The sequence below is a fragment of the Bradyrhizobium sp. YCK136 genome (genome assembly GCF_044570075.1).
GTDB lineage: Bacteria > Pseudomonadota > Alphaproteobacteria > Rhizobiales > Xanthobacteraceae > Bradyrhizobium > Bradyrhizobium diazoefficiens.
Window position 1 is genome coordinate 5,501,386 of sequence record NZ_CP172424.1, and the last position, 21,444, is coordinate 5,522,829.

15 protein-coding genes and 1 pseudogene are annotated in these 21,444 nt (G+C 63.4%); 6 read left to right on the plus strand and 10 right to left on the minus strand.

The window, feature by feature from the left end:
* Window positions 1-240: 240 nt before the first annotated feature.
* From ACFLEY_RS26885 to ACFLEY_RS26895, 3 genes are all read left to right on the plus strand, one after another.
* A complete protein-coding gene (locus ACFLEY_RS26885) occupies window positions 241-2,328 on the plus strand; it encodes a recombinase family protein (RefSeq protein ID WP_049810452.1) in 2,088 nt (695 codons plus the stop codon).
* A gap of 200 nt (window positions 2,329-2,528) precedes the next feature.
* The gene (locus ACFLEY_RS26890) at window positions 2,529-3,686 is read left to right on the plus strand and encodes an MFS transporter (protein WP_011087808.1); all 1,158 of its coding nucleotides are present in this window, start codon (window positions 2,529-2,531) and stop codon (window positions 3,684-3,686) included.
* A gap of 31 nt (window positions 3,687-3,717) precedes the next feature.
* Window positions 3,718-3,909, plus strand: a complete 192-nt coding sequence (locus ACFLEY_RS26895) for a hypothetical protein (RefSeq protein WP_038966343.1) — start codon at window positions 3,718-3,720, stop codon at window positions 3,907-3,909.
* On the opposite strand, the gene ACFLEY_RS26900 is transcribed toward ACFLEY_RS26895, so the two are convergent.
* The 3 genes from ACFLEY_RS26900 to dmeF all read right to left on the minus strand — a co-directional run bounded on the left by ACFLEY_RS26900 (window position 3,906) and on the right by dmeF (window position 6,190).
* On the minus strand, window positions 3,906-4,262 hold the full coding sequence (locus ACFLEY_RS26900; protein ID WP_236842073.1) for an EamA family transporter: 357 nt from the start codon (window positions 4,260-4,262) through the stop codon (window positions 3,906-3,908). The two genes, ACFLEY_RS26895 and ACFLEY_RS26900, sit on opposite strands and share 4 nt — an antisense overlap.
* A 50-nt stretch (window positions 4,263-4,312) precedes the next feature.
* The gene (locus ACFLEY_RS26905; RefSeq protein WP_011087810.1) at window positions 4,313-5,143 is read right to left on the minus strand and encodes an N-acyl homoserine lactonase family protein; all 831 of its coding nucleotides are present in this window, start codon (window positions 5,141-5,143) and stop codon (window positions 4,313-4,315) included.
* A gap of 87 nt (window positions 5,144-5,230) precedes the next feature.
* On the minus strand, window positions 5,231-6,190 hold the full coding sequence (gene dmeF, locus ACFLEY_RS26910; RefSeq protein ID WP_028171620.1) for a CDF family Co(II)/Ni(II) efflux transporter DmeF: 960 nt from the start codon (window positions 6,188-6,190) through the stop codon (window positions 5,231-5,233).
* 206 nt (window positions 6,191-6,396) lie between these two features.
* Between dmeF and ACFLEY_RS26915 the strand changes: the two genes are divergently transcribed.
* Together ACFLEY_RS26915 and chrA are read left to right on the plus strand one after the other, a co-directional pair.
* Entirely contained in the window at window positions 6,397-7,215 is an 819-nt protein-coding gene (locus ACFLEY_RS26915) for a chromate resistance protein ChrB domain-containing protein (protein WP_028171619.1), read from the plus strand.
* Window positions 7,215-8,600 (plus strand): chromate efflux transporter, encoded by a 1,386-nt coding sequence (gene chrA, locus ACFLEY_RS26920; RefSeq protein ID WP_060912479.1) that lies wholly within the window; start codon window positions 7,215-7,217, stop codon window positions 8,598-8,600. The genes ACFLEY_RS26915 and chrA overlap by 1 nt, the downstream gene beginning before the upstream one ends.
* Here the strand turns inward: chrA and ACFLEY_RS26925 are convergent.
* Window positions 8,539-9,321, minus strand: a complete 783-nt coding sequence (locus ACFLEY_RS26925; protein ID WP_396604251.1) for a c-type cytochrome — start codon at window positions 9,319-9,321, stop codon at window positions 8,539-8,541. The two genes, chrA and ACFLEY_RS26925, sit on opposite strands and share 62 nt — an antisense overlap.
* Before the next feature lie 427 nt (window positions 9,322-9,748).
* Between ACFLEY_RS26925 and ACFLEY_RS26930 the strand changes: the two genes are divergently transcribed.
* Window positions 9,749-11,836 (plus strand): recombinase family protein, encoded by a 2,088-nt coding sequence (locus tag ACFLEY_RS26930; RefSeq protein ID WP_049810452.1) that lies wholly within the window; start codon window positions 9,749-9,751, stop codon window positions 11,834-11,836.
* Here ACFLEY_RS26930 and ACFLEY_RS26935 read toward each other — a convergent pair.
* The 6 genes and pseudogenes from ACFLEY_RS26935 to parC all read right to left on the minus strand — a co-directional run bounded on the left by ACFLEY_RS26935 (window position 11,824) and on the right by parC (window position 21,436).
* Entirely contained in the window at window positions 11,824-12,144 is a 321-nt protein-coding gene (locus ACFLEY_RS26935) for a hypothetical protein (protein ID WP_396604252.1), read from the minus strand. The genes ACFLEY_RS26930 and ACFLEY_RS26935 overlap by 13 nt on opposite strands.
* 139 nt (window positions 12,145-12,283) lie before the next feature.
* Window positions 12,284-13,722: pseudogene (locus ACFLEY_RS26940) on the minus strand (IS1182 family transposase).
* 516 nt (window positions 13,723-14,238) lie between these two features.
* Window positions 14,239-14,421, minus strand: coding sequence for a hypothetical protein (locus ACFLEY_RS26945; RefSeq protein ID WP_162494116.1), 183 nt, complete (start codon window positions 14,419-14,421; stop codon window positions 14,239-14,241).
* A gap of 1,404 nt (window positions 14,422-15,825) precedes the next feature.
* Entirely contained in the window at window positions 15,826-17,370 is a 1,545-nt protein-coding gene (locus ACFLEY_RS26950) for a GMC family oxidoreductase (RefSeq protein WP_211433678.1), read from the minus strand.
* 4 nt (window positions 17,371-17,374) lie between these two features.
* On the minus strand, window positions 17,375-18,925 hold the full coding sequence (locus tag ACFLEY_RS26955) for an ABC transporter substrate-binding protein (protein ID WP_060912481.1): 1,551 nt from the start codon (window positions 18,923-18,925) through the stop codon (window positions 17,375-17,377).
* Window positions 18,926-19,180: 255 nt separating this feature from the next.
* Window positions 19,181-21,436, minus strand: a complete 2,256-nt coding sequence (parC, locus tag ACFLEY_RS26960) for a DNA topoisomerase IV subunit A (protein ID WP_011087818.1) — start codon at window positions 21,434-21,436, stop codon at window positions 19,181-19,183.
* Window positions 21,437-21,444 lie beyond the last annotated feature (8 nt).

The following is a 21,444-nucleotide window of genomic DNA, read 5'->3' on the forward strand; positions in this document are numbered from 1 at the left end:
GTATGAAGTTGAGTATCGCGCAGGAAGCAGTCTTCTGATTCAAGCAACCGCAATCGAATATTATGAGCAAGAGGCAAATCAGATTAAGCTGAGTATGGAGGCTCTACTCGAGCTTTTATCGACAGCGGATTGTCCCGACGCACATGAGCATGGATCCAGCCGATCTTTGGTCGACGCTGACGCCCGCGCTCCGACGCCAGATCGTCGAAGACGTCGCCGCAATTTTGGCGGAGATCCCTCATGAAGTCCGAGCTGGTCACACCAAGCCACTTGGCGCGCAAAGCCGTAGTCTACATCCGGCAGTCGACGCCCCATCAGGTCGTAAGCAATCAGGAGAGCCTGCGCCTTCAATACGCGCTTCGCCAGCGCGCCCGCGAACTCGGATGGCGTGAGGCGGCCATCGACGTGATTGATGCCGATCTCGGGTTGAGCGGCGCGTCTATAGCACAGCGTAACGGCTTCAAGGAACTCGTTGGCCGTGTTGGCCTGAGTGAAGTGGGACTCATCCTGTCGATCGACGTGACCCGCTTGGCGCGTAATTGTACCGACTGGTATCCGCTCCTGGATATCTGTGGTCTACGTGGCTGCCTGATCGCCGACCGCGATGGTGTCTATGATCCGGGCACTCCCAACGGACGGTTGCTTCTCGGGCTGAAGGGTTCGATCTCCGAGCTTGAGCTACATACGATCCGCAGCCGGCTGACCGCCGGCCTGCTGGCCAAAGCCGAACGCGGCGAACTTGCGGTTATGCTGCCAATCGGGCTGATGCGGGACCCGAGCGGTGTGGTCGTTAAGGATCCCGACATGGCCGTGCAAGGGCGGCTCGGTCTCGTCTTCCAGTTATTCCTGCAGCTGCGCAGCGTTGCCAAGGTCATGCGAGCGTTGAACGAGCGTGACCTGGAACTGCCGCGTCGTGATCGATATGGCGATTTGTGCTGGACGCGCGCGACGCTGGCTGCCGTCGCGGCGATCTTGAAGAACCCCGCATACGCGGGCGCCTTTGTCTATGGACGAACCCGCTTCCGGCCGCCGAAGCGGGAGGGGGCCCTGCCACAAAAGGCTCCGCGGCCGATGGAGGAGTGGCGGATCGTCGTTAAAGATCGATATCCAGCCTATATCGACTGGCCAATTTATGAAAAAATCCGATCCGTCATCAGAGATAACCGAGCCGAATACATGCGCATCAAAACCCGCGGCGCGCCTCGCAATGGCGAGCTCCTGCTCCACGGCATTGCCTGGTGCGCACGATGTGGCCATAAGATGTACGTCCGCTACAAGGGCGGCGGCGAATATGTATGCAATCACCTGCGTACCCAGGAAGGTCAGCCAACCTGCCAACACATCCGCGCCGCCCATATCGATGCAGCCGTTGGCGACGCATTCCTAACCGCACTAGCGCCGGCCGAACTCGATGCCTTGTCGCGCTCCCGCCGGGTGCAGCAGCAGACGAACAATGCGCTACGCTCCAGTGCAGAACGAGAGCTCGAGCGCAAGCGATACACGGCGGCGCTCGCCGAACGGCAGTTCAACCGAGCTGATCCAGATAATCGGTTGGTCGCCTCGGAACTCGAGCGTCGATGGGAAGCGGCGCTAAACGACGTGCGCGCCGCCGAAGAGGCGCTTGCCCGACAGACGCCGCCCAAAGCCATCACACAAGTGGCCATAAGCAAGGAGCTCAACGACAAGGTCATCAGCCTCACCGGCCGCCTCCCGCAGATATGGGGTGACGAGACTATCTCGGATGCGCATCGCAAGGCGTTGTTGCGATGTCTCATCGAAAAGGTCGTTCTCGACCGCGGTGAGCGCGACTTGGCCCTGGCTAGGATCGTCTGGCGGGGAGGCGCCGTGACGGAGCTCGAAGTGAAGATGAGCGTCAACTCCGTCACCAGATTGACGCGAGGCACAGAGATGCGGGAACGCCTTCTGACGCTCGCTCGCGACGGCGTCCCAGACGACAAGATCGCCACAATCCTTACTCGGGAAGGTCACCGCTCTCCCCGTTGCGCCGATAAGGTGCTGCCTATCACCGTTGGGCGGCTCCGTCGTGCCGCCGCCATCAAGGTAACTGCCCAGCGCAGCCGATGGGAGCATGACGACTCATACCTCAGCCCGCCCGAACTGGCCCGAAGGCTCGAGATTCCAGTAAACTGGCTCTATGTTCAGATCCGAACCAAGCGTTTGCTAATTGATCGCCAGCCCAGCGGCGCCTATCTCTTCCCGAATACACCATCCGTTCTTCACGCCATCGGAGACCTTCGAAACCACGTCATCGCGCAACTTGATCTAAGAATCTGTCAGCCTAACAAGGAGGGGCATCAACATGGGTGATCGAGGCGCGAGGTCAATTGCATGCGCCATTATGCCGTGCATTCGTGACGAGCGAAAGGCGCAAGCCTCGCGCGAGCCATGCGCAAGGCTCCCGTCCCTTGCAGGTCGAATATGCCGCGATCACGGTTGACGCACTCGCTGCGCCGGCGGCAAATGCCGGCGATGATGACTTTGTCGGCCAGAATCGGAAGCACGCGCGGATGAGCCAGCGCCAGCTCCCGATCATCCTGGCGCTCGGCACCACGCAGACCCTGGCCTGGGCTTCCAGCTACTATCTGCCGGCCCTGCTCGCCGATCCCATGGCGCATGACCTTGGCGTCTCCTCCAACTGGATCTTTGGCGCGTTCTCGGCCTCGCTGGTGATCTCCGCGATGCTCGGCCCGCGGATCGGGCGGCAGATCGATCTCGTCGGCGGACGGCAGGTGCTGTCCGCCTCGAACCTGACCATGGCCGCCGGCCTCGTGCTCCTTGGGTTGTCGCAATCCGTTCTGGTGATGGCGGTCGCCTGGCTCGTACTCGGCATCGGCATGGCGATGGGGCTCTATGACGCCGCCTTCGCCGCGCTCGGCCGCATCTACGGCACCGAGGCGCGCAGGCCCATCACCGGCATCACGCTGATGGCGGGCTTCGCCTCCACCGTCGGCTGGCCGCTCACCGCCTGGGGCCTCGCCCATATCGGCTGGCGCGAGACCTGCTTTGCCTGGGCCGCCGCCAACATCCTGATCGGCCTGCCCCTCAACTTCTTCATGCTGCCGGCGATCAAGGGCGCCAAGCAGGCGGCGGCGACGGCCGCGAAGCCGCATGTGCCGCTCGACCGCACCATGATCCTGCTCGCCTTCGTCTTCGCCGCGGCCTGGACCGTCACCGGCGCGATGGCGGTGCATTTCCCGCGCATCGTGGAGGCAACCGGCGCGACCCATGTCGAGGCGATCGCGGCCGGCGCACTGATCGGTCCGGCGCAAGTGCTCGCGCGCATCCTCGAAGCGAGCGTTCTGAGCCGCTTTCATCCGCTTTGGTCGACGCGGCTGGCCTGCGTGACCCATCCGATTGGAGCTGCCGTCGTCGCCATCTTCGGCGGCGCCGCGGCGAGCGCGTTTGCGTTGCTGCACGGCTCGGGCAACGGCATCCTGACGATCGCCCGCGGCACGCTGCCGCTGTCGATCTTCGGGCCGAAGGATTTCGGCTACCGCCTCGGCATCATCGGCGCGCCGGCGCGGATGGCACAGGCGGTGGCGCCACTGGCGTTCGGCCTCCTCATCGACGTCATGGGCGCCAAGGTGCTGATGGTCTCCTCCGCGCTGAGCCTCTCGGCGCTGGCGGCGCTGTTCCTGATCCGCGCCGAGCGCCGGCCCGATTGACCGCACCGCCGCTTTCGCGCACAAGCGGGCCATGACCGAAGACAACAGCCCGCCCCGCACATTCAAGGGCCTCCTGCGCTGGGCGACCACGCCGCCGCAGGCCTGGGTCGTCTATCTCCTTGCCGTCATGCTGGTGTGGCTGCTGTCGTTCTATGCCGGCACGCTGAAGCCGAAGAAGACGCCGGAGGCGAGCCCTCCCGCAGCGACCGCGCCGCGCAGCTAGGCGGGCTTCGCCTCGCTGGTCGCAATCCAGATTCCGGCGAAGACGGCGAGCAGCCCGACCAGGAGATTTGCCGTGATCGGCTCGCCGATCAGCAGCGCTGCCAGCAAGGTCGCGGCGATCGGATTGACCGTCATGGTATTGGCGACCCGGGTCGGCGTCGCCCGCGCCATGACCCAGAGGATGAAGGCGAACGCACCGCCGCCGGCACCGAGATAGATGCCGGCGATCCACTGCGCCGTCGTGAAGTGATCGAGCGCCGCAAAGCTGCCTTTCACGAGCCCCGCCAGCACCAGCACGACGGCGCCCGCGCCCATGCCGACCGTGAGAAAGCCGAGCGCGCTCGATCGCTGCATCAGCGGGCGCGACAACACGTTGTAGTGTGGCAACAAGCGGGTAGGAGAAGCTAGTCGTAGAACTCCGGAGCCATCTTCTGGCTGTCGCGCTGGGCCTTGTCGTGATTGATCCAGAGCTGCGCCTTCTCCCTGGAGAGCGTATCGGCGATCTTCTGCATCGAGGCCGCGCTCTGGTCCTTGTTGACGTTCATGCTGGGCACGCGGCGGTTATCCCAATTATCCCTAAAGTGCACGGCATCGCCGGACAGGATCACCGCGCCGGTCTTCGGTAACTTCACCAGCAGCGACTGGTGTCCCGGCGTATGGCCAGGCGTCGACAGGATGGTCACGCTGCCGTCACCGAACACGTCCTTGTCGCCCGCGAGCTGCTCGACGGGATGCGAAGGCTTGAAGCGCGGCTCGTTGTTGGCGCCGGGCCAGTCATATTCGGCCTTCTGCACGTAGAGGACGGCCTGCGGGAACAGCTCGACATTGCCGGAGTGGTCGGGGTGGGTGTGCGAGACGGCCATCGCCTTGACGTCGTCGGGCTTGACGCCGAGCTGCTCGAGCTGGGCGGCAAGCGTCTTCGGCCGCCGCCAGGTCACGGCCTTGGGATCGGCGGGCACCAGGCCATTGGGCATGGCGGCGACGGAATCGGCGATGCCGGTGTCCCACAGGAACCAGCCCTTGGCGTGCTTGACGAGATAGCAGCTGTCGACGAAGTCCATCGACTTGCCCTCGTTCAAACCGGGCGTCCAGCGCGAGATGTCGCCGGCGGTTCCCTCACCGCAATTGAGGACGTAGAGCCTTTCGACGCCGGGCTTTTCCGATTGCGCCATCGCTGCATGACTGAACAAGGCGAGAGCGGCGGCGGCAAAAGCAAGCTTGATCCTGGACGTCATCCTTGGTCCTCCTTGGCAAGCGTTTGGGAAGCTACAACCGAGGATCAACCCCGGCCGCGCCGCAGAATTCCGCTCCCGCGGATCACGTCAGTGCGGGCAGGTCTCGACCTCGACCGTGACGTGGCTGAGGCCCTTCAGCCCGGCGAGCCGCTTCTTGTAGACGGCCGGCTGCTTCGGCTTGTCCGACACCACGGACACCAGCACGGCACAATGGCCGGGGCCGACCTGCCAGAGATGCAGGTCGGTGACGCGATCCTCGCCGACCTCCATGCGTGCCCGGATCACCCGCTCCAGCTTCTCGTCGGCGCGCACGTCGAGCAGCACCGCGCCCGAGCTCTTGATCAGGCCGAACGCCCAGCTTGCGATCACGACGCTGCCGATCAGGCCGACGGCCGGATCGGCCCAGACCCATCCCGAATACATCGCCACCGCGAGCGCGCCGATCGCGAGTAACGAGGTCGCGGCATCCGCCATGACGTGGACATAGGCGGCGCGGAGATTGTTGTCGTGATGACGATGGTGGTGATGGTCATGATCGTCGTGTTCATCATGCGCATGGCCGTGGTCATGGCCGTGATGGTGATGATCGTGGCTGCCGCGCAGCAGCCACGCGCTGGCGAGGTTGACGCAAAGACCGAGCGCCGCCACCGCGATCGCCTCGCCATAGACGATCGGCACCGGCGTGAAGAGCCGCAGCACGCTCTCATAGGCGATCTCGACCGCGATCAGCCCGAGGATGATCGCGCTGGAGAAGGCGGCGAGATCGCCGAACTTGCCGGTGCCGAAGGTGAAATGCGCATTGCCCAGGTGCCGGCGCGCGAAGCGGTAGGCGAACGCGGCAATGCCGAGCGCGGCTGCGTGCGTGCCCATGTGCCAGCCGTCGGCGAGCAGCGCCATCGAGCCGAACAGCGAGCCGGCGACGATCTCGCCGACCATCATGACCAGCGTCAGGACCACCACGAGCCAGGTGCGCCGCTCGTTCTCGTCGTGCTTCTCGCCCAGGAAAGCGTGGTCATGGGTCCATTGCTCGATGGAATGGGAATGCATCGGCTCAACTCTCCGGAAAACAGAATCCGCAAGGGGCCAATATAGGCCCCGGCAGCACATCTTTCTAACGCTCATTAGCGGCAAAACCGGCGGTTGACAGCTTGGCGCGGTTTCGTTGTAATGCGGCTCATGGGGATTTGAGCGATCTCCCCACGAGGCGACATGCCCAAGTATCGCGTCCCGTTTGGTTTATGCGAGGACGCATCATGTCTACATTCACGACCATATCATCCGATAAATTGGCGCGCCTGATCGGCACGGCCAACGCTCCTGTCCTGATCGACGTGCGGACCGAGGAGGACTTTGCCGCCGACCGGCGGCTGATCCCCGGCTCCATCAGGCTCAGCCACGAGAACGTTCCCGACTGGGGCGCCGCCTTCGCGGGCCGCTCCGTCATCGTCTCCTGCCTGCGCGGCGCCAAGCTTGCGCAGGGCACCGCGGCCTGGCTCCGCCAGCTTGGCGTTCAGGCCGAGACGCTCGACGGCGGTTTCGAGGGCTGGAAGGAGGCCAAGCTGCCGCTCCTCGACACCCGCAAGCTGCCGCCCCGCGACGCCAAGGGACGCACCGTCTGGGTGACCCGGGCGCGGCCGAAGGTCGACCGTATCGCCTGCCCCTGGCTGATCCGCCGCTTCGTCGATCCCAACGCGGTGTTCCTGTATGTGGCGCCGTCCGAAGTGGTCGCGGTCGGCGAGCGGTTCAATGCAGCCCCGTTCGACATCGAGAACGTGTTCTGGAGCCACCGCGGCGAGCTCTGCACCTTCGACGTCATGATCGAGGAGTTCGGGATCGCCACCCCGGCCCTGCTCCGGCTCGCAACGCTGGTGCGCGGCGCCGACACCGCGCGGCCTGATCTGGCGCCGGAGGCCCCCGGGCTGCTCGCGGCGTCGCTCGGGCTGTCGCGGATGTATGACGACGACCTCGAACAGCTCGAGGCCGGCTTGCTGCTCTACGACGCCTTTTACCGCTGGTGCCGCGACGCCACGGCTGAGACCCACAACTGGCCGACCAACAAAGTGAAGGCGTAATGGATACCCGTAACGTTCAATCAGGAGCTGATGCCGGTCACGGCATCAGCTTCAATGAAGCTTTCCGCGTCTGGCTGCGCGTCGCCTGCCTGAGCTTTGGCGGGCCCGCGGGCCAGATCGCGGTGATGCATCGCATCCTGGTCGAAGAAAAGAAGTGGATCTCCGAAGGCCGCTTCCTGCATGCGCTGAACTACTGCATGCTGCTGCCGGGGCCGGAGGCGCAGCAGCTTGCGACCTATGTCGGCTGGCTGATGCACCGCACCGCCGGCGGGCTGATGGCGGGCGGGCTCTTCATCCTGCCCGGCATCATCGCCATCATGGCCCTCAGCTACATCTACGCGGCTTTCGGCAATGTCAGCTTCGTCGAGGCGCTGTTCTTCGGCCTGAAGGCCGCCGTGCTCGCCGTCGTCGTCGAGGCCGTGGTGCGCGTCGGCAAGCGCGCGCTGAAGAACCGCATCATGATCGCGCTCGCGGCTATCGCCTTCGTCGCGATCTTCTTCTTCGCAGTCCCCTTCCCGATCATCATCATCGCCGCCGGCCTGATCGGATATATCGGCGCCAGACAGGGCCGTCCGGAATTTGCTCCGGCCGGTCACGGTCATGGCGGCAGCAGCGCCGTGATCGACAGCATGCTCGGCGACGCCGTGCCCGATCACATCAAACCCGACACCGGCCGCGCGATCCGCGTGGGCGCGCTGTGGCTTGCGCTGTGGCTGGTTCCGGTAATTGCCCTGCTCGCCGCGCTCGGCCAGGCCAACGTCTTCAGCCAGATCGCCCTGTTCTTCTCGAAGATGGCGCTGGTCACCTTCGGCGGCGCCTACGCGGTGCTGGCCTATGTCGCCCAGCAGGCGGTCGAGCATTATCACTGGCTGAAGCCGCACGAGATGCTCGACGGCCTCGGCATGGCCGAGACCACGCCGGGTCCGCTGATCATGGTGCTCCAGTTCGTGGGCTTCATGGCGGCCTATCGCGATCCAAGCGGCCTGTCGCCGATGCTGGCGGCAACGCTTGGCGGCCTGCTCGCGACCTGGGTCACGTTCACGCCCTGCTTCCTCTGGATCTTCGTCGGCGCCCCCTATATCGAGCGCCTGCGCGGCAACACCGGCCTTGCCGGCGCGCTCAGCGCGATCACCGCCGCCGTCGTCGGCGTGATCCTCAACCTCTCGATCTGGTTCGCGCTGCACACGCTGTTCCGCGAGACCGTACCGGTGCACGCCTTCCCGCTGAACTTCGACATGCCGGTGCTGACCAGCGTCGACATTCCAGCGCTCGTGCTGTCGGTCGCAGCCGCAACCGCGATCTTCCGCTTCAAGCTCGGCATGCTCACGGTGCTGGCGGGCAGTTGCGCCGCAGGCGTGGCGCTGCGGCTGGTGGGGGTGATCTAGGGCGTGTACGAGCAGACGCCGTGTAGGCGACCAGCGCGATCATGTCGTCGATGCCGAGGTCTTCAACAGCCGGTTTCATGACGTCGCTATTGGCGCCCTTCCGCGCGCCCGACTTGAAGTCGTAAAGCTGACGGAACATGTACGTCGGCGAACGGGCCGCAATCCCTGGCGCCACGGCAGTCCCTTTGAGGTCGGCACCATGACAGGCGGCGCACTGGACGCGGAGGTCGCTGCTCGCCGCCAACGCCCGCCCTTTCTCAATGCTGCCAACCGGGACATAGGCGATGAAACGAGCGCGCGAGTCCCGGCTGAGAAAGTGTTCCACGTTTTCCGGAATCTCGATGATGCGCTGGCCGATGGGCTCTTTCTCGCCGCCGTCCATCGCCGCCAGGAACAAGTCCCTGACATGTGTCTTCGGAACGGTGTCGGTCTCTACGACCGCAATGTTCGATCTCGGCTTGATTGACGCAAAATAGTTCGCAGCCTCCTTGAGCTCCTGATCTGTGATGGCCTTGGACGTCTTGATCATCAGGTCGGTGGCGACGCGGGGCACCGAATTCATGCGCAGGCCCGTCTTGAACTCCACCGTTTGCTGGATGATGTATTCCGCGGAGAAGCCAGACAGGCTGGCATTCTCAGGGCCGCCCGGTCCGTCTGCCCTGTGGCAGACGCCGCACGCGAACACGTCAGGCGTTCTCCCCTTTGCGACGATCTCAGGCATCGCCGGATGGTCTTCCGGGTGCCAGTCGGGAGCGGCGAACGAGGGGATTGAGGAATGTCCCTGATAGTGAGTCTGACGAATCATTTCCGGAGGTGGTCGAGGTTCGGGACCCCCACCATCCTTTGTGGGGGCGCTCATATCGAGTGATTAGGAAGATCGGTCAGCGAGGCCGAGGCATTCCCGCTTCGTATGAAGTTGAGTATCGCGCAGGAAGCAGTCTTCTGATTCAAGCAACCGCAATCGAATATTATGAGCAAGAGGCAAATCAGATTAAGCTGAGTATGGAGGCTCTACTCGAGCTTTTATCGACAGCGGATTGTCCCGACGCACATGAGCATGGATCCAGCCGATCTTTGGTCGACGCTGACGCCCGCGCTCCGACGCCAGATCGTCGAAGACGTCGCCGCAATTTTGGCGGAGATCCCTCATGAAGTCCGAGCTGGTCACACCAAGCCACTTGGCGCGCAAAGCCGTAGTCTACATCCGGCAGTCGACGCCCCATCAGGTCGTAAGCAATCAGGAGAGCCTGCGCCTTCAATACGCGCTTCGCCAGCGCGCCCGCGAACTCGGATGGCGTGAGGCGGCCATCGACGTGATTGATGCCGATCTCGGGTTGAGCGGCGCGTCTATAGCACAGCGTAACGGCTTCAAGGAACTCGTTGGCCGTGTTGGCCTGAGTGAAGTGGGACTCATCCTGTCGATCGACGTGACCCGCTTGGCGCGTAATTGTACCGACTGGTATCCGCTCCTGGATATCTGTGGTCTACGTGGCTGCCTGATCGCCGACCGCGATGGTGTCTATGATCCGGGCACTCCCAACGGACGGTTGCTTCTCGGGCTGAAGGGTTCGATCTCCGAGCTTGAGCTACATACGATCCGCAGCCGGCTGACCGCCGGCCTGCTGGCCAAAGCCGAACGCGGCGAACTTGCGGTTATGCTGCCAATCGGGCTGATGCGGGACCCGAGCGGTGTGGTCGTTAAGGATCCCGACATGGCCGTGCAAGGGCGGCTCGGTCTCGTCTTCCAGTTATTCCTGCAGCTGCGCAGCGTTGCCAAGGTCATGCGAGCGTTGAACGAGCGTGACCTGGAACTGCCGCGTCGTGATCGATATGGCGATTTGTGCTGGACGCGCGCGACGCTGGCTGCCGTCGCGGCGATCTTGAAGAACCCCGCATACGCGGGCGCCTTTGTCTATGGACGAACCCGCTTCCGGCCGCCGAAGCGGGAGGGGGCCCTGCCACAAAAGGCTCCGCGGCCGATGGAGGAGTGGCGGATCGTCGTTAAAGATCGATATCCAGCCTATATCGACTGGCCAATTTATGAAAAAATCCGATCCGTCATCAGAGATAACCGAGCCGAATACATGCGCATCAAAACCCGCGGCGCGCCTCGCAATGGCGAGCTCCTGCTCCACGGCATTGCCTGGTGCGCACGATGTGGCCATAAGATGTACGTCCGCTACAAGGGCGGCGGCGAATATGTATGCAATCACCTGCGTACCCAGGAAGGTCAGCCAACCTGCCAACACATCCGCGCCGCCCATATCGATGCAGCCGTTGGCGACGCATTCCTAACCGCACTAGCGCCGGCCGAACTCGATGCCTTGTCGCGCTCCCGCCGGGTGCAGCAGCAGACGAACAATGCGCTACGCTCCAGTGCAGAACGAGAGCTCGAGCGCAAGCGATACACGGCGGCGCTCGCCGAACGGCAGTTCAACCGAGCTGATCCAGATAATCGGTTGGTCGCCTCGGAACTCGAGCGTCGATGGGAAGCGGCGCTAAACGACGTGCGCGCCGCCGAAGAGGCGCTTGCCCGACAGACGCCGCCCAAAGCCATCACACAAGTGGCCATAAGCAAGGAGCTCAACGACAAGGTCATCAGCCTCACCGGCCGCCTCCCGCAGATATGGGGTGACGAGACTATCTCGGATGCGCATCGCAAGGCGTTGTTGCGATGTCTCATCGAAAAGGTCGTTCTCGACCGCGGTGAGCGCGACTTGGCCCTGGCTAGGATCGTCTGGCGGGGAGGCGCCGTGACGGAGCTCGAAGTGAAGATGAGCGTCAACTCCGTCACCAGATTGACGCGAGGCACAGAGATGCGGGAACGCCTTCTGACGCTCGCTCGCGACGGCGTCCCAGACGACAAGATCGCCACAATCCTTACTCGGGAAGGTCACCGCTCTCCCCGTTGCGCCGATAAGGTGCTGCCTATCACCGTTGGGCGGCTCCGTCGTGCCGCCGCCATCAAGGTAACTGCCCAGCGCAGCCGATGGGAGCATGACGACTCATACCTCAGCCCGCCCGAACTGGCCCGAAGGCTCGAGATTCCAGTAAACTGGCTCTATGTTCAGATCCGAACCAAGCGTTTGCTAATTGATCGCCAGCCCAGCGGCGCCTATCTCTTCCCGAATACACCATCCGTTCTTCACGCCATCGGAGACCTTCGAAACCACGTCATCGCGCAACTTGATCTAAGAATCTGTCAGCCTAACAAGGAGGGGCATCAACATGGGTGATCGCGCAGTTGCGTGAGCGTAAAACCGGCGGCGCTGTCGGGGACTCGCCGGATCGTACCGTCGTCGGGGGCGCGTTGGAAATTCGGCGGGTTTACCGGATAGGCCCATGCTGGCGGGCCGTCTTGGCCTTGTGCAGGCGCACCCGCTGAAGCAAGCGACGTCAGCGAAAGGGCGAAAAGCGCTGAAGAAATCCTCATGGCTAAGACCTCCATGCGCATCGGCGGACCTCGACCTTCGAAGCCGACAGCGTGAAGATCGGCCGCTCGCGAAGCAGTGCCGCAGAAATCTGCGGGCAGGCGTTCCTCCATTAGGCCCTCCCGGAAGCATTCAAGGACCGGGATAAGCTGGCGTCAATTAGGGATTTGGGTGCCTGGTCCGGTCTGGATCTTGGCCGTGTAAAAACACCCTTCCCAGGGAAGGCGGTGAGAAGCCAGGACCGGCTCGGTTTCAGGCCACGATCGCGGCCATCAGCTGCTTGCTCCCGACGATGTTCATGACCCGTGTCAGATTATAGGCCAGGACCGAGAGTGCCATCTCGGCGGCTACGTTTGGGAGCGTTTTGGTGAGGAAGTGTGTCGCTCCCATGCGGGCCTTCATCGTACCGAACGGATGCTCGACTGTCTCGCGACGCTGGCGCATGGCTTGTGGGTTTGCATCAAGCCGCTCCTGCACAGCTTCGAGCAGATGCTCATGCTCCCATCGCGTAATCCGCCGCTCTGGCCCGGTCGTGCATTGCGATTTGAGTGAACAATTTTGACAGGCTGTGGTCCAGTAACGCCGCAGCATCTTGCCGTCTTCTTCGTTTGTGTAGCGATACGGCATTCGCTCCCCAGCCGGACAGCGATAGGCGTCCTCCCCTGGCAAATACGCAAAGTCCTGCTTACGAAGCGCCCCTCGGATTTGGCGCCCGACGTCTGCGGCTTGGGCAGCGTTACCGTGATGCCGGCCTCGTGGCACGCGAGGATCTCCGGGCTGTTGAAGTAGCCGCGATCGGCTACAGCTTCGAGCGTTTCGGTCTTTAGAACGGCCTTCGCCTGCTTGGCCATATTGGCGAGTTGCGCCCGATCGGAACCGCTGTTCGTCACCTCGTGCGTCACGATCAAATGATGTTCGGTGTCGACGGCGACCTGCACGTTGTAGCCGACGACCCCAGAGCCGCGGCCGCTCGTGGCCATCGAACGGCTGTCGGGATCAGTCAGGGAGACTTGCTGATCGGGCGAAGCAAGCATCTGCTTCTCGTAGACAGCAAGCTTGCCCATTTCCTCCTTCAACTTTGTCAGCTTCTCGGTGAGCCTCGTCACCTTGGCCGCCAGCGCCTCCGCCGGCTCCTGTCGATCGGCCGTGTCAAGTTGGCTCAGATAGCGCGCGACGCTTTCCTCCAGCTGGGCACGCCGCCGTTCCACCTTCGCCCGTGTGAAGTTCTTGTCGCGGTTGTTCACAGCTTTGAACTTGCTGCCATCGATGGCGACGCTCGCCGTCGTGAGAAGACCCATCTGACGACAGAGTTCGACGAAGCGCGCACATACCTTGCGTAGTGCCAGGCCGTTATCCTTGCGGAAGTCCGCAATCGTCTTGTGATCGGGAGCGAGCCGACCCAGCAGCCACATCACCTCGACATTGCGCCCGGCCTCTCGTTCCAGCCGCCGGCTGGACTGAACCCGGTTTAGATAGCCGTAAATGTAAAGCTTGAGGAGAATCGAGGGATGGTACGACGGCCGGCCGGTGGCCTCGGGATCGACCCCGCCAAACCCGAGTCCAGCCAGATCGAGGTCGTCGACGAGGACGTCGATGACGCGAACTGGATTATCCGCGTCGATCCAGTCCTCCACGCATTCAGGAAACAGCGTGCTCTGCCCACGATCCGCACCCTCAACGAAGCGCTTCATCCGAGCCCCCCGCAAATCGTGCGGGAATCATATCGCGCGAATCACTTCAAGCGCAGCGTTTTCACACAGCCAGGATCAACAGCAGACTTCGACACGGGGCGCCTCGAAGGGTCGCTAAGGGCCAGAAGGCGACATGTTCGCCGTCAATTGAAGGAGGCTTCGAACCGAGGCGGCCTTACTCCATGGAAAAAGCGCCGCCCGCTTAATCTGTGTCGCGGGCAGCGGCTTCCCAGCCCCGGGTGGGTTTGCAAAACCCCAGTGTGGCACGAATTGCATATCCGCATCGTCGCGTCTGAGCAAAATTGCTCACTCCCCGCGAGCCCTACCACTTCGGTTTTTTCTTATGCCAATTGGCAAGCTTGGCCTCTTCTTCCACCAGCAGGTTGCGAAGCGTCGGCTTGGCGCTCGGCCGCAGCCTTCCATTTTGCCTTTACGAGCCGACATGCAGCTTCATCGCGTCGACGGAAGCGACGGGCCAACAGGCGACATCCGAGAAGTCGGCCAACTCCGCCGATCTTATTTTGAATAGCGTTTCTCTTTGAGAGCTTGCTTGATCGCCCATTCGGCGGCAAAAACTGCCCCTGCACGATCACATGAAGTGCCAGTTTTCGGCGGGCGGCCTTCTCGCTCAAACGACCATTTCCAGCCAAAAGGATTGGCGGCTTGAACTATCGTGTATTCTATTTTCTGATATTGCATCGGTCGGCCAAATCATGTCGTTTTCGGCGGGTGCAATTCGCTTTTGGTCCATGCTTGAACTTCTGGGATCTGCATTGGGTCGATGTCATCGCACTTAATACACCGAAACTTGCGACCGCCTGTTTTGACGATCACGAAGTGCATCGGCTTGCCGCATTTCGGGCAGATCGGGCGCGGAGAGTTTTTGGGCATAGGGGCTCACGCTGAGTCGAGGGCGCGAGTCTTCTGCTCACAGTCATCGGTAGCCGGGCAGGCCGACGATAAAGCCACGCTACCTAACTATTGTGACGGCCGCATCAAGAAAGAATGGGACTACGTATTGTTACATAGGTTCTGGGGCAATCGGATCTGACGCGACTGTGCAACTCAAGCTTAAGCGTCCCTTTCATGTCTCAGTTGGGTCAAAAGCTGCCGTAGAGCACTGTATCGCGAAGGCTCCGCTAAGGGCCAGGAGCGGAATAACGCGCGGAAAAACAGCGGTGGCCTTACTCATCTGAATGAGATTGCAAACGGTCCTATTGCAAAAATCCAAAGACCGTTGCCATTTCATCGCCCTCTGGCCGAAAGCTCGTCACCTACGCCCCCGCCGACGATTGCCTGTCGGGCAATACAGCCGCGCCGCGTGATCTCACGACGTGTCAAGCTCCGGCCCCGAAAATATTCCACTTTACCGAAATTCGGATTTGTCGTACATGCGAAACACCCTGGCCTGAGACAAGGGGCGGATCGCGATCGTCACGAACCGCAGGCCGGGCAGCGATGGACGCGACGGCGTCGGGCGCGATCGGCATTGCAGGGCGGGACACCGTGAGCAATGGCTCTTGCGCATACGACCCGGCGCTGACAGCGTCTTCGCATGGCTTCGGGAGCGAGCACACGCCACCTCTCGGATTCCCAGCGAAGACGTGCGCGGACGGAGAAGTCGTGTGGTCCTGACGCCCGGGGTCTGTGCGTCAAGTCTTGCGGTGATGTTGCGGTCCGACCGGACGCGCGCATCAGCCATCCGTGAGGCGACGGGGGCAATAGTGCATCGCTCCCCGGGGAGAGCACGAAGGACACCGTTAAAACCATTCGCGCAGGGAAGGCCGGGCGATCCGGCGAGACCTGTAGTCCACCCCGTGTGCATTTTTTGTGGCGCACGGACTTGCGGGTGCCAGCCGGCGCCCGGCCTTCCCTGCGCCCTTGTCTCTACGAGGGCGCGCGAGAAGCAAAACTCGGGTGATATCCGCCGCGAGAAGGCGATGGCGTGTCTGCTGTTTGAAGTGTGAATTGGAGAGCGAGGGCCTCCCCGCTTGCTCCGTCATTGCGAGCGGAGCGAAGCAATCCAGACTGTCTCTGCGGAAAGACTCTGGATTGCTTCGCTCCGCTCGCAATGACGAGATGAGTAGATTTTACGCAGTAGCTTTACCGCATCATCATCCGCGCGATCGCTTCCCCGATCACCACCGTCGTGAAGTGGGTGTTGGCCCGGCAGTCCGACGGCATGATCGATGCATCGGCGACGCGCAAGCCCGCGATGCCCTTCACCGTGCCATCAGGGTTGACGACGCCATCGGCGTCGTTGACGCCGCTCATGCGGCAGCTGCCGGCGGCGTGCTGGATGTCGCCGGTCTCACGACGCAGCAGCGCGTCGAGTTCGTGATCCGGCAAGGCCGCGGCTTGCGGCAAGGTCAGATCCGTGTCGGTCAACCGGATCCAGTCGGCGATGCCGGAAAGCGCCGGCTGGGACGTAATCACCGCGAGCCGCTTCACCGCATCCATCATGCGCAGCATGTCCCGGGGATCGGCCAGCATGTTCTCCTCGACAACGGGATCGATACTGGGGTCGGTCGAGGCGAGCTTGAGCGTTCCGCGAGAATAGGCGTTGAACAGCCCGGCGCCGATCGCCCCGGGCACGCCGATGCCGCGGTGGTTGAACGCGATCAGGATCATGTCGCGCTTGCCGCCCTTGGCGAGGCCCGAGGAATAGGTCACGCAGCAATTGGTGTGGCGGGTGTCCGGATCGGTCGGCCGGAGATTTTCGCGGAGCTGGATCGTGGCGCGAAACAGCGGGTGGTCGAAGAAGTGGCGACCGACCGGCAGATCGCGCTCGACCGCAATCCCCATCGCCTTCAACTCTTCGGCCGGGCCGATGCCCGAGCGCAGCAGGATCGCCGGACTGTGGATCGCGCCGGCGCACAGCACGATCTGGCGCGCACCGATGTCGCTCGTGCCCTGCCCCTCGATGTGGACGCGGACGCCGGTCGCGCGGCCGTCACTGATCAGCACACGATCGACCAGCGCGTGACCGCGAATTTCCAGATTGGCACGGCCGCGCGCGGGCTCGAGATAGCCCTCATTGGTGGTGATGCGGCGGCCGTCGCGGCTGTTGATGGGATAGCAAGCAACGCCCTCGCCGTCCGGGCCGTTGACGTCGGCGCACCAGGGATAGCCGCTCGCCAGCGCCGCATCGCGCAAGCCGCGATCGATCGGTCCCCACTTCTCGGGCGGCGCGCGGTAGACCGGCAGCGGTCCGCCGCGTCCGTGGCCTGCGGCGTCGCCGAATTCGAGATCGTCCTCGATCACCGAGAACAGCGGCATCACCTCTTTCGCCGACCAGCCGGTGCAGCCATCGGCCGCCCATTCGTCGAAGGCATCAGCAACGCCGCGGATCGCGATCTGGCCGTTCATCATCGACGAGCCGCCCAGCCCCTTGCCGCGCCAATAGAAGCGCGGCTCCTGCCCCGCCACGCGGCGCGTCAGCAGATCAGGCCACTGCCATTTTTCCTGGTACTCGCGCTTGTGGATGATCGGGATCGGATTGGGCGTCTTCACTTCCCACGGCGCTTCATCAGCGCGCCAGTCGAGACCCGCTTCGAGCAGCAGCACGCGCCTTGCGGGATCCTCGGAGAGCCGCGCCGCAACAGCGGCGCCGGCGGAGCCGCCGCCGACAACAATGACATCGTACATCGCGTTACTTCTCTACGTTCCAGAACACCGGGATGGCGGACGGTATCAGATTGCGCAGCGTCGCGCGATAAAGCGCCGGCTGGGCGAACTGGCCCCATGGAATCCCGGGCGCCTGATCGTACATCACCGCCTGAATCTCGGCCGCGATCTTCTTGCGGTCCTCCTCGGCAGGCGCCTTGGCGAAGGCTTCCATGAGCGGCGTGATGCGCGCATCGCATTGCCAGCCCGTGAAGTCGGCGCAGTTGAACGCCACCATGACGTTGGTCAGCGGCGAGCCGAGATCGAAGCCGCCGGCGTGAACGCCATAGACGCTCCAGCCCTCCTTCTTGGCACGGCGCGCCAGCACGCTCGCCCAGTCCATCACCTGGAGATCGACGTTGAAGCCGGCCTGCTTCAGCCGCTCGGCCAGCACCTGCGCCGAGACGCGTGGGGCTTCGAGGTCGTTGGCCTCCATGACGATCACGGGCTCGCCGGCATATTTCGTCGCCTTCAGCGCGGCGCGCGCCGCTTCGATCGACGGCTTTGCAGCGGCTTCCGTGCCGGCCTTGCTGTCATAGGTGGTGCCGCAGGTGAAGAAGGTCGCGCAGGGCGTGGCGTATTTGGCATCGAGGCCGAGCGCATCCAGCACTTCGCGCTGGTCGACCAGCTTCCACAGCACGCGCCGGATCGCCGGATCGTCGAACGGTTTCGACGCCGCGTTGAGGCGGTAGGCGCCGGCGAACATGTTGCCGCCGGTGAAATTGAGCAGCTTCACGCGGGAGTTCTTCTCCAGCGTCGGCAGCAGATCGAACGGCGCGTACTGCATGAAATCGACTTCGCCGGCCTGGAGCGCGGAAGCCGCGGTCGCACCGTCCGGAATGACGCGGATCTCGAGCGTGTCGACATTGACGCGCTTGCCGCCGGCGAGGAAGTCGGCGGGCTCGGGGCGCGGCACATAGTCGGCGAACTTCTTCAGGATCATGCGGTCGCCGGTGCGGTGATCGGCCTTGCTGTAGACGAACGGGCCGGAGCCGACGATCTCGGTGATGCGCTGGTCGCCGGGCGTCTTGGCAATGCGCTCGGGCATCATGAAGGCGACCGGGCTGACGGGGTTGCCGAGCGCGTCGATGACGAGGCCGGACGGCTCTTTCAGCGTCAGCACGAACGTCTTGGCGTCCGTCGGCTCGAGCGAGGCCGTGATCGCGAAGATGCGGCGGCCGAGCGCACTGCGGGTACCCCAGCGGCGCAGCGATGCGACGCAGTCGGCCGCCGTGACCGGCTGGCCGTCATGCCACTTCAAGCCGTCGCGCAGCGTGAAGCTGTAGGTCAAGCCATCGGGCGAGACCTTCCAGTCCTGCACCATCTGCGGTTTGATCTCGCCTTTGGAATCCTTCGCAAACAGCGTGTCGAACACCATGTAGCCGAACGTGCGCGAAATATAGGCCGTGGAAAAATGCGGATCGAGCGTGACGATCTCCGCCTCGAGCACCGCGACGAGATTGCCCGCTGCATGTGCCGGCCCGGCAACCAGCGCGAGGGCGAACAGCGCCGGAATGAATGACTTTGGCTTGAACATTGGTGCCTTTGCTTTTTCTTGAGAATCTATTTGCAGGCGAAGAAAAAGCAATGTTCGTGCCCGATCAACGGAGGCACGTATGCGCTCACGGCTATCTGCCAAGCGTTTGCGGGCTACACCGTCGGTGTCATCGCCCGCGAAGGCGGGCGATCCAGTATTCCAGAGACGATTGTGGTTCGGCCGAGAGGCTGCGGCGTACTGGATGCCCCGCCTTCGCGGGGCATGACACGGTGTTGTGGCAGGCAGTCGCAGCCCCTACTCGATCCCCCGGCCGAACTTGTTCGACTTCGGGAAACCCTTCGGCGGCAGGCGGCCGGCGTCGGCGCGGGTGCCCTGCCACTCCGCGAGCTCCTTCATGGTCGCGGAGAATTCGCGGCCCGCGGAGTCCTTCCAGGTCAGGCCGGCCTTGGCGTCGAACACGACGACGTCGGAGAGACCGCCGTCCTTGTATTTCTGCAAGCGGACGCCGCGGCCGCGGGCCATCTCCGGGATCTGGTCGAGCGGGAACACCAGCATCTTGCGGTTCTCGCCGATGACCGCGACGGTGTCGCCGACCACCTCGGTGACCGTGCGTGCCTCGTTCGGCATGTCGACGTTGAGGACCTGCTTGCCCTTCTTGGTGGTGCCGACGCAATCGTCCTCGTTGACGACAAAGCCCTGGCCCTCGTGGCTCGCGACCAGGAATTTGCGTCCACCCTTGTTGACGAACAACGCGACGGGCGCCGCCTCCTGCTCGAGGTCGATGAACAGGCGGATCGGCTCGCCGTGACCGCGGCCGCCCGGAAGTTTCGCGACATCGAGCGAGTAGAACTTGCCGTTGGTGGCGAACAGCAGCAGCTTCGAGGTCGTCTCTGCGAAGAACGCGAAGCCGAGCCTGTCGTCCTGCTTGAAGGCAAGGCCCGAGAGATCCTCGACATGCCCCTTCATGGTGCGGATCCAGCCCTTGTCGGACACGACGACCGTCACCGGCTCGCGCTCGACGAAGGCCTCCTCGATCGCGGCGAGATCGTGCTCGGGCGCATCCGCAAAGGTGGTGCGGCGCTTGCCGAGCGGCGTCTTCGGTCCGAACATGTCGCGGACCTTGCCGACCTGCTCGCCGACCTTCTTCCACTGCTCGGCTTCCGAGGCGAGCACCGCGTTGATGCCCTTGAGCTCGTTGCGCAGGTTCTTGTCCTCGGTGCGGATCTCCATTTCCTCGAGCTTGCGCAACGAGCGGAGCCGCATGTTGAGGATGGCTTCGGCCTGCACCTCGGTGAGCTTGAACGCCTTCATCAAGGCCGGCTTCGGCTCATCCTCGGTGCGGATGATCTTGATCACCTTGTCGATGTTCAGATAGGCGATCAGGAAGCCACCGAGGACTTCCAGCCGATGCTCGATCTGCGCCTTGCGGTAATTGCTGCGGCGGATCAGGACGTCGCGCAGATGGTCGAGCCATTCGCGCAGGCACTCCGCGAGCCCCACGACCTTGGGGATGCGGCCCTTGATCAGCACGTTGAGGTTCAGCGGAATCTTGTTTTCCAGCTCGGTCAGCCGGAACAGCGATTCCATCATCAGCGCCGGATCGACGTTCTTCGACTTCGGCTCGATCACGATGCGGACGTCTTCGGCCGACTCGTCCCTGACATCGCCGACCAGCGGCAGCTTCTTCTGATCCTGAAGCTCGGCGATCTTCTCGATCAGGCGCGACTTCTGCACCAGAAAGGGGATCTCGGTGACGACGACGACCCAGGTACCGCGTGCGCCCTCTTCCTGCTCCCACCTGGCGCGGACGCGGAACGAGCCGCGGCCGGTCGTGTAGGCTTCGGCGATCGCCTGCTTGGAATCGACGCAGATGCCGCCGGTCGGAAAGTCCGGGCCCTTCACCCACTTCAGCAGCGCCTTGGATTTCGCGTCGGGCTTCTCGATCAGATGCAGCGCCGCGTCGCAGAGCTCGGCGGCATTGTGCGGCGGGATCGAGGTCGCCATGCCGACCGCGATGCCCTGCGCGCCGTTGGCGAGCAGGTTCGGGAAGCCGCCGGGCAGGACGATCGGCTCCTTCGACTGGCCGTCGTAATTGGGACGGAATTCAACGCCGTCCTCGTCGATGCCCTCGAGCAGAAGCCGCGCGACATCGGTCATGCGCGCTTCGGTGTAGCGGTAGGCGGCGGGGTTATCGCCGTCGATATTGCCGAAATTGCCTTGGCCGTCGACCAGCGGGTAGCGCGAGGAGAAATCCTGCGCGAGCCGCACCATGGCGTCGTAGATCGCCTGGTCGCCATGCGGATGGAACGAGCCCATCACGTCGCCGACGATCTTGGCGGATTTCTTGAAGGCCGTGCCGGGGTCGAGCCTGAGCAGGCGCATGCCGTAGAGGATGCGCCGGTGCACCGGCTTCAGGCCGTCGCGTGCGTCCGGCAGCGCACGGTGCATGATGGTGGAGAGCGCATAGGCGAGATAGCGCTCTTCCAGCGCCTCACGCAGCGGCACCTCATGGATTTCGGCCGGTTCCGGCGGAATCAATCGTTTTCCCATGCCGCCCG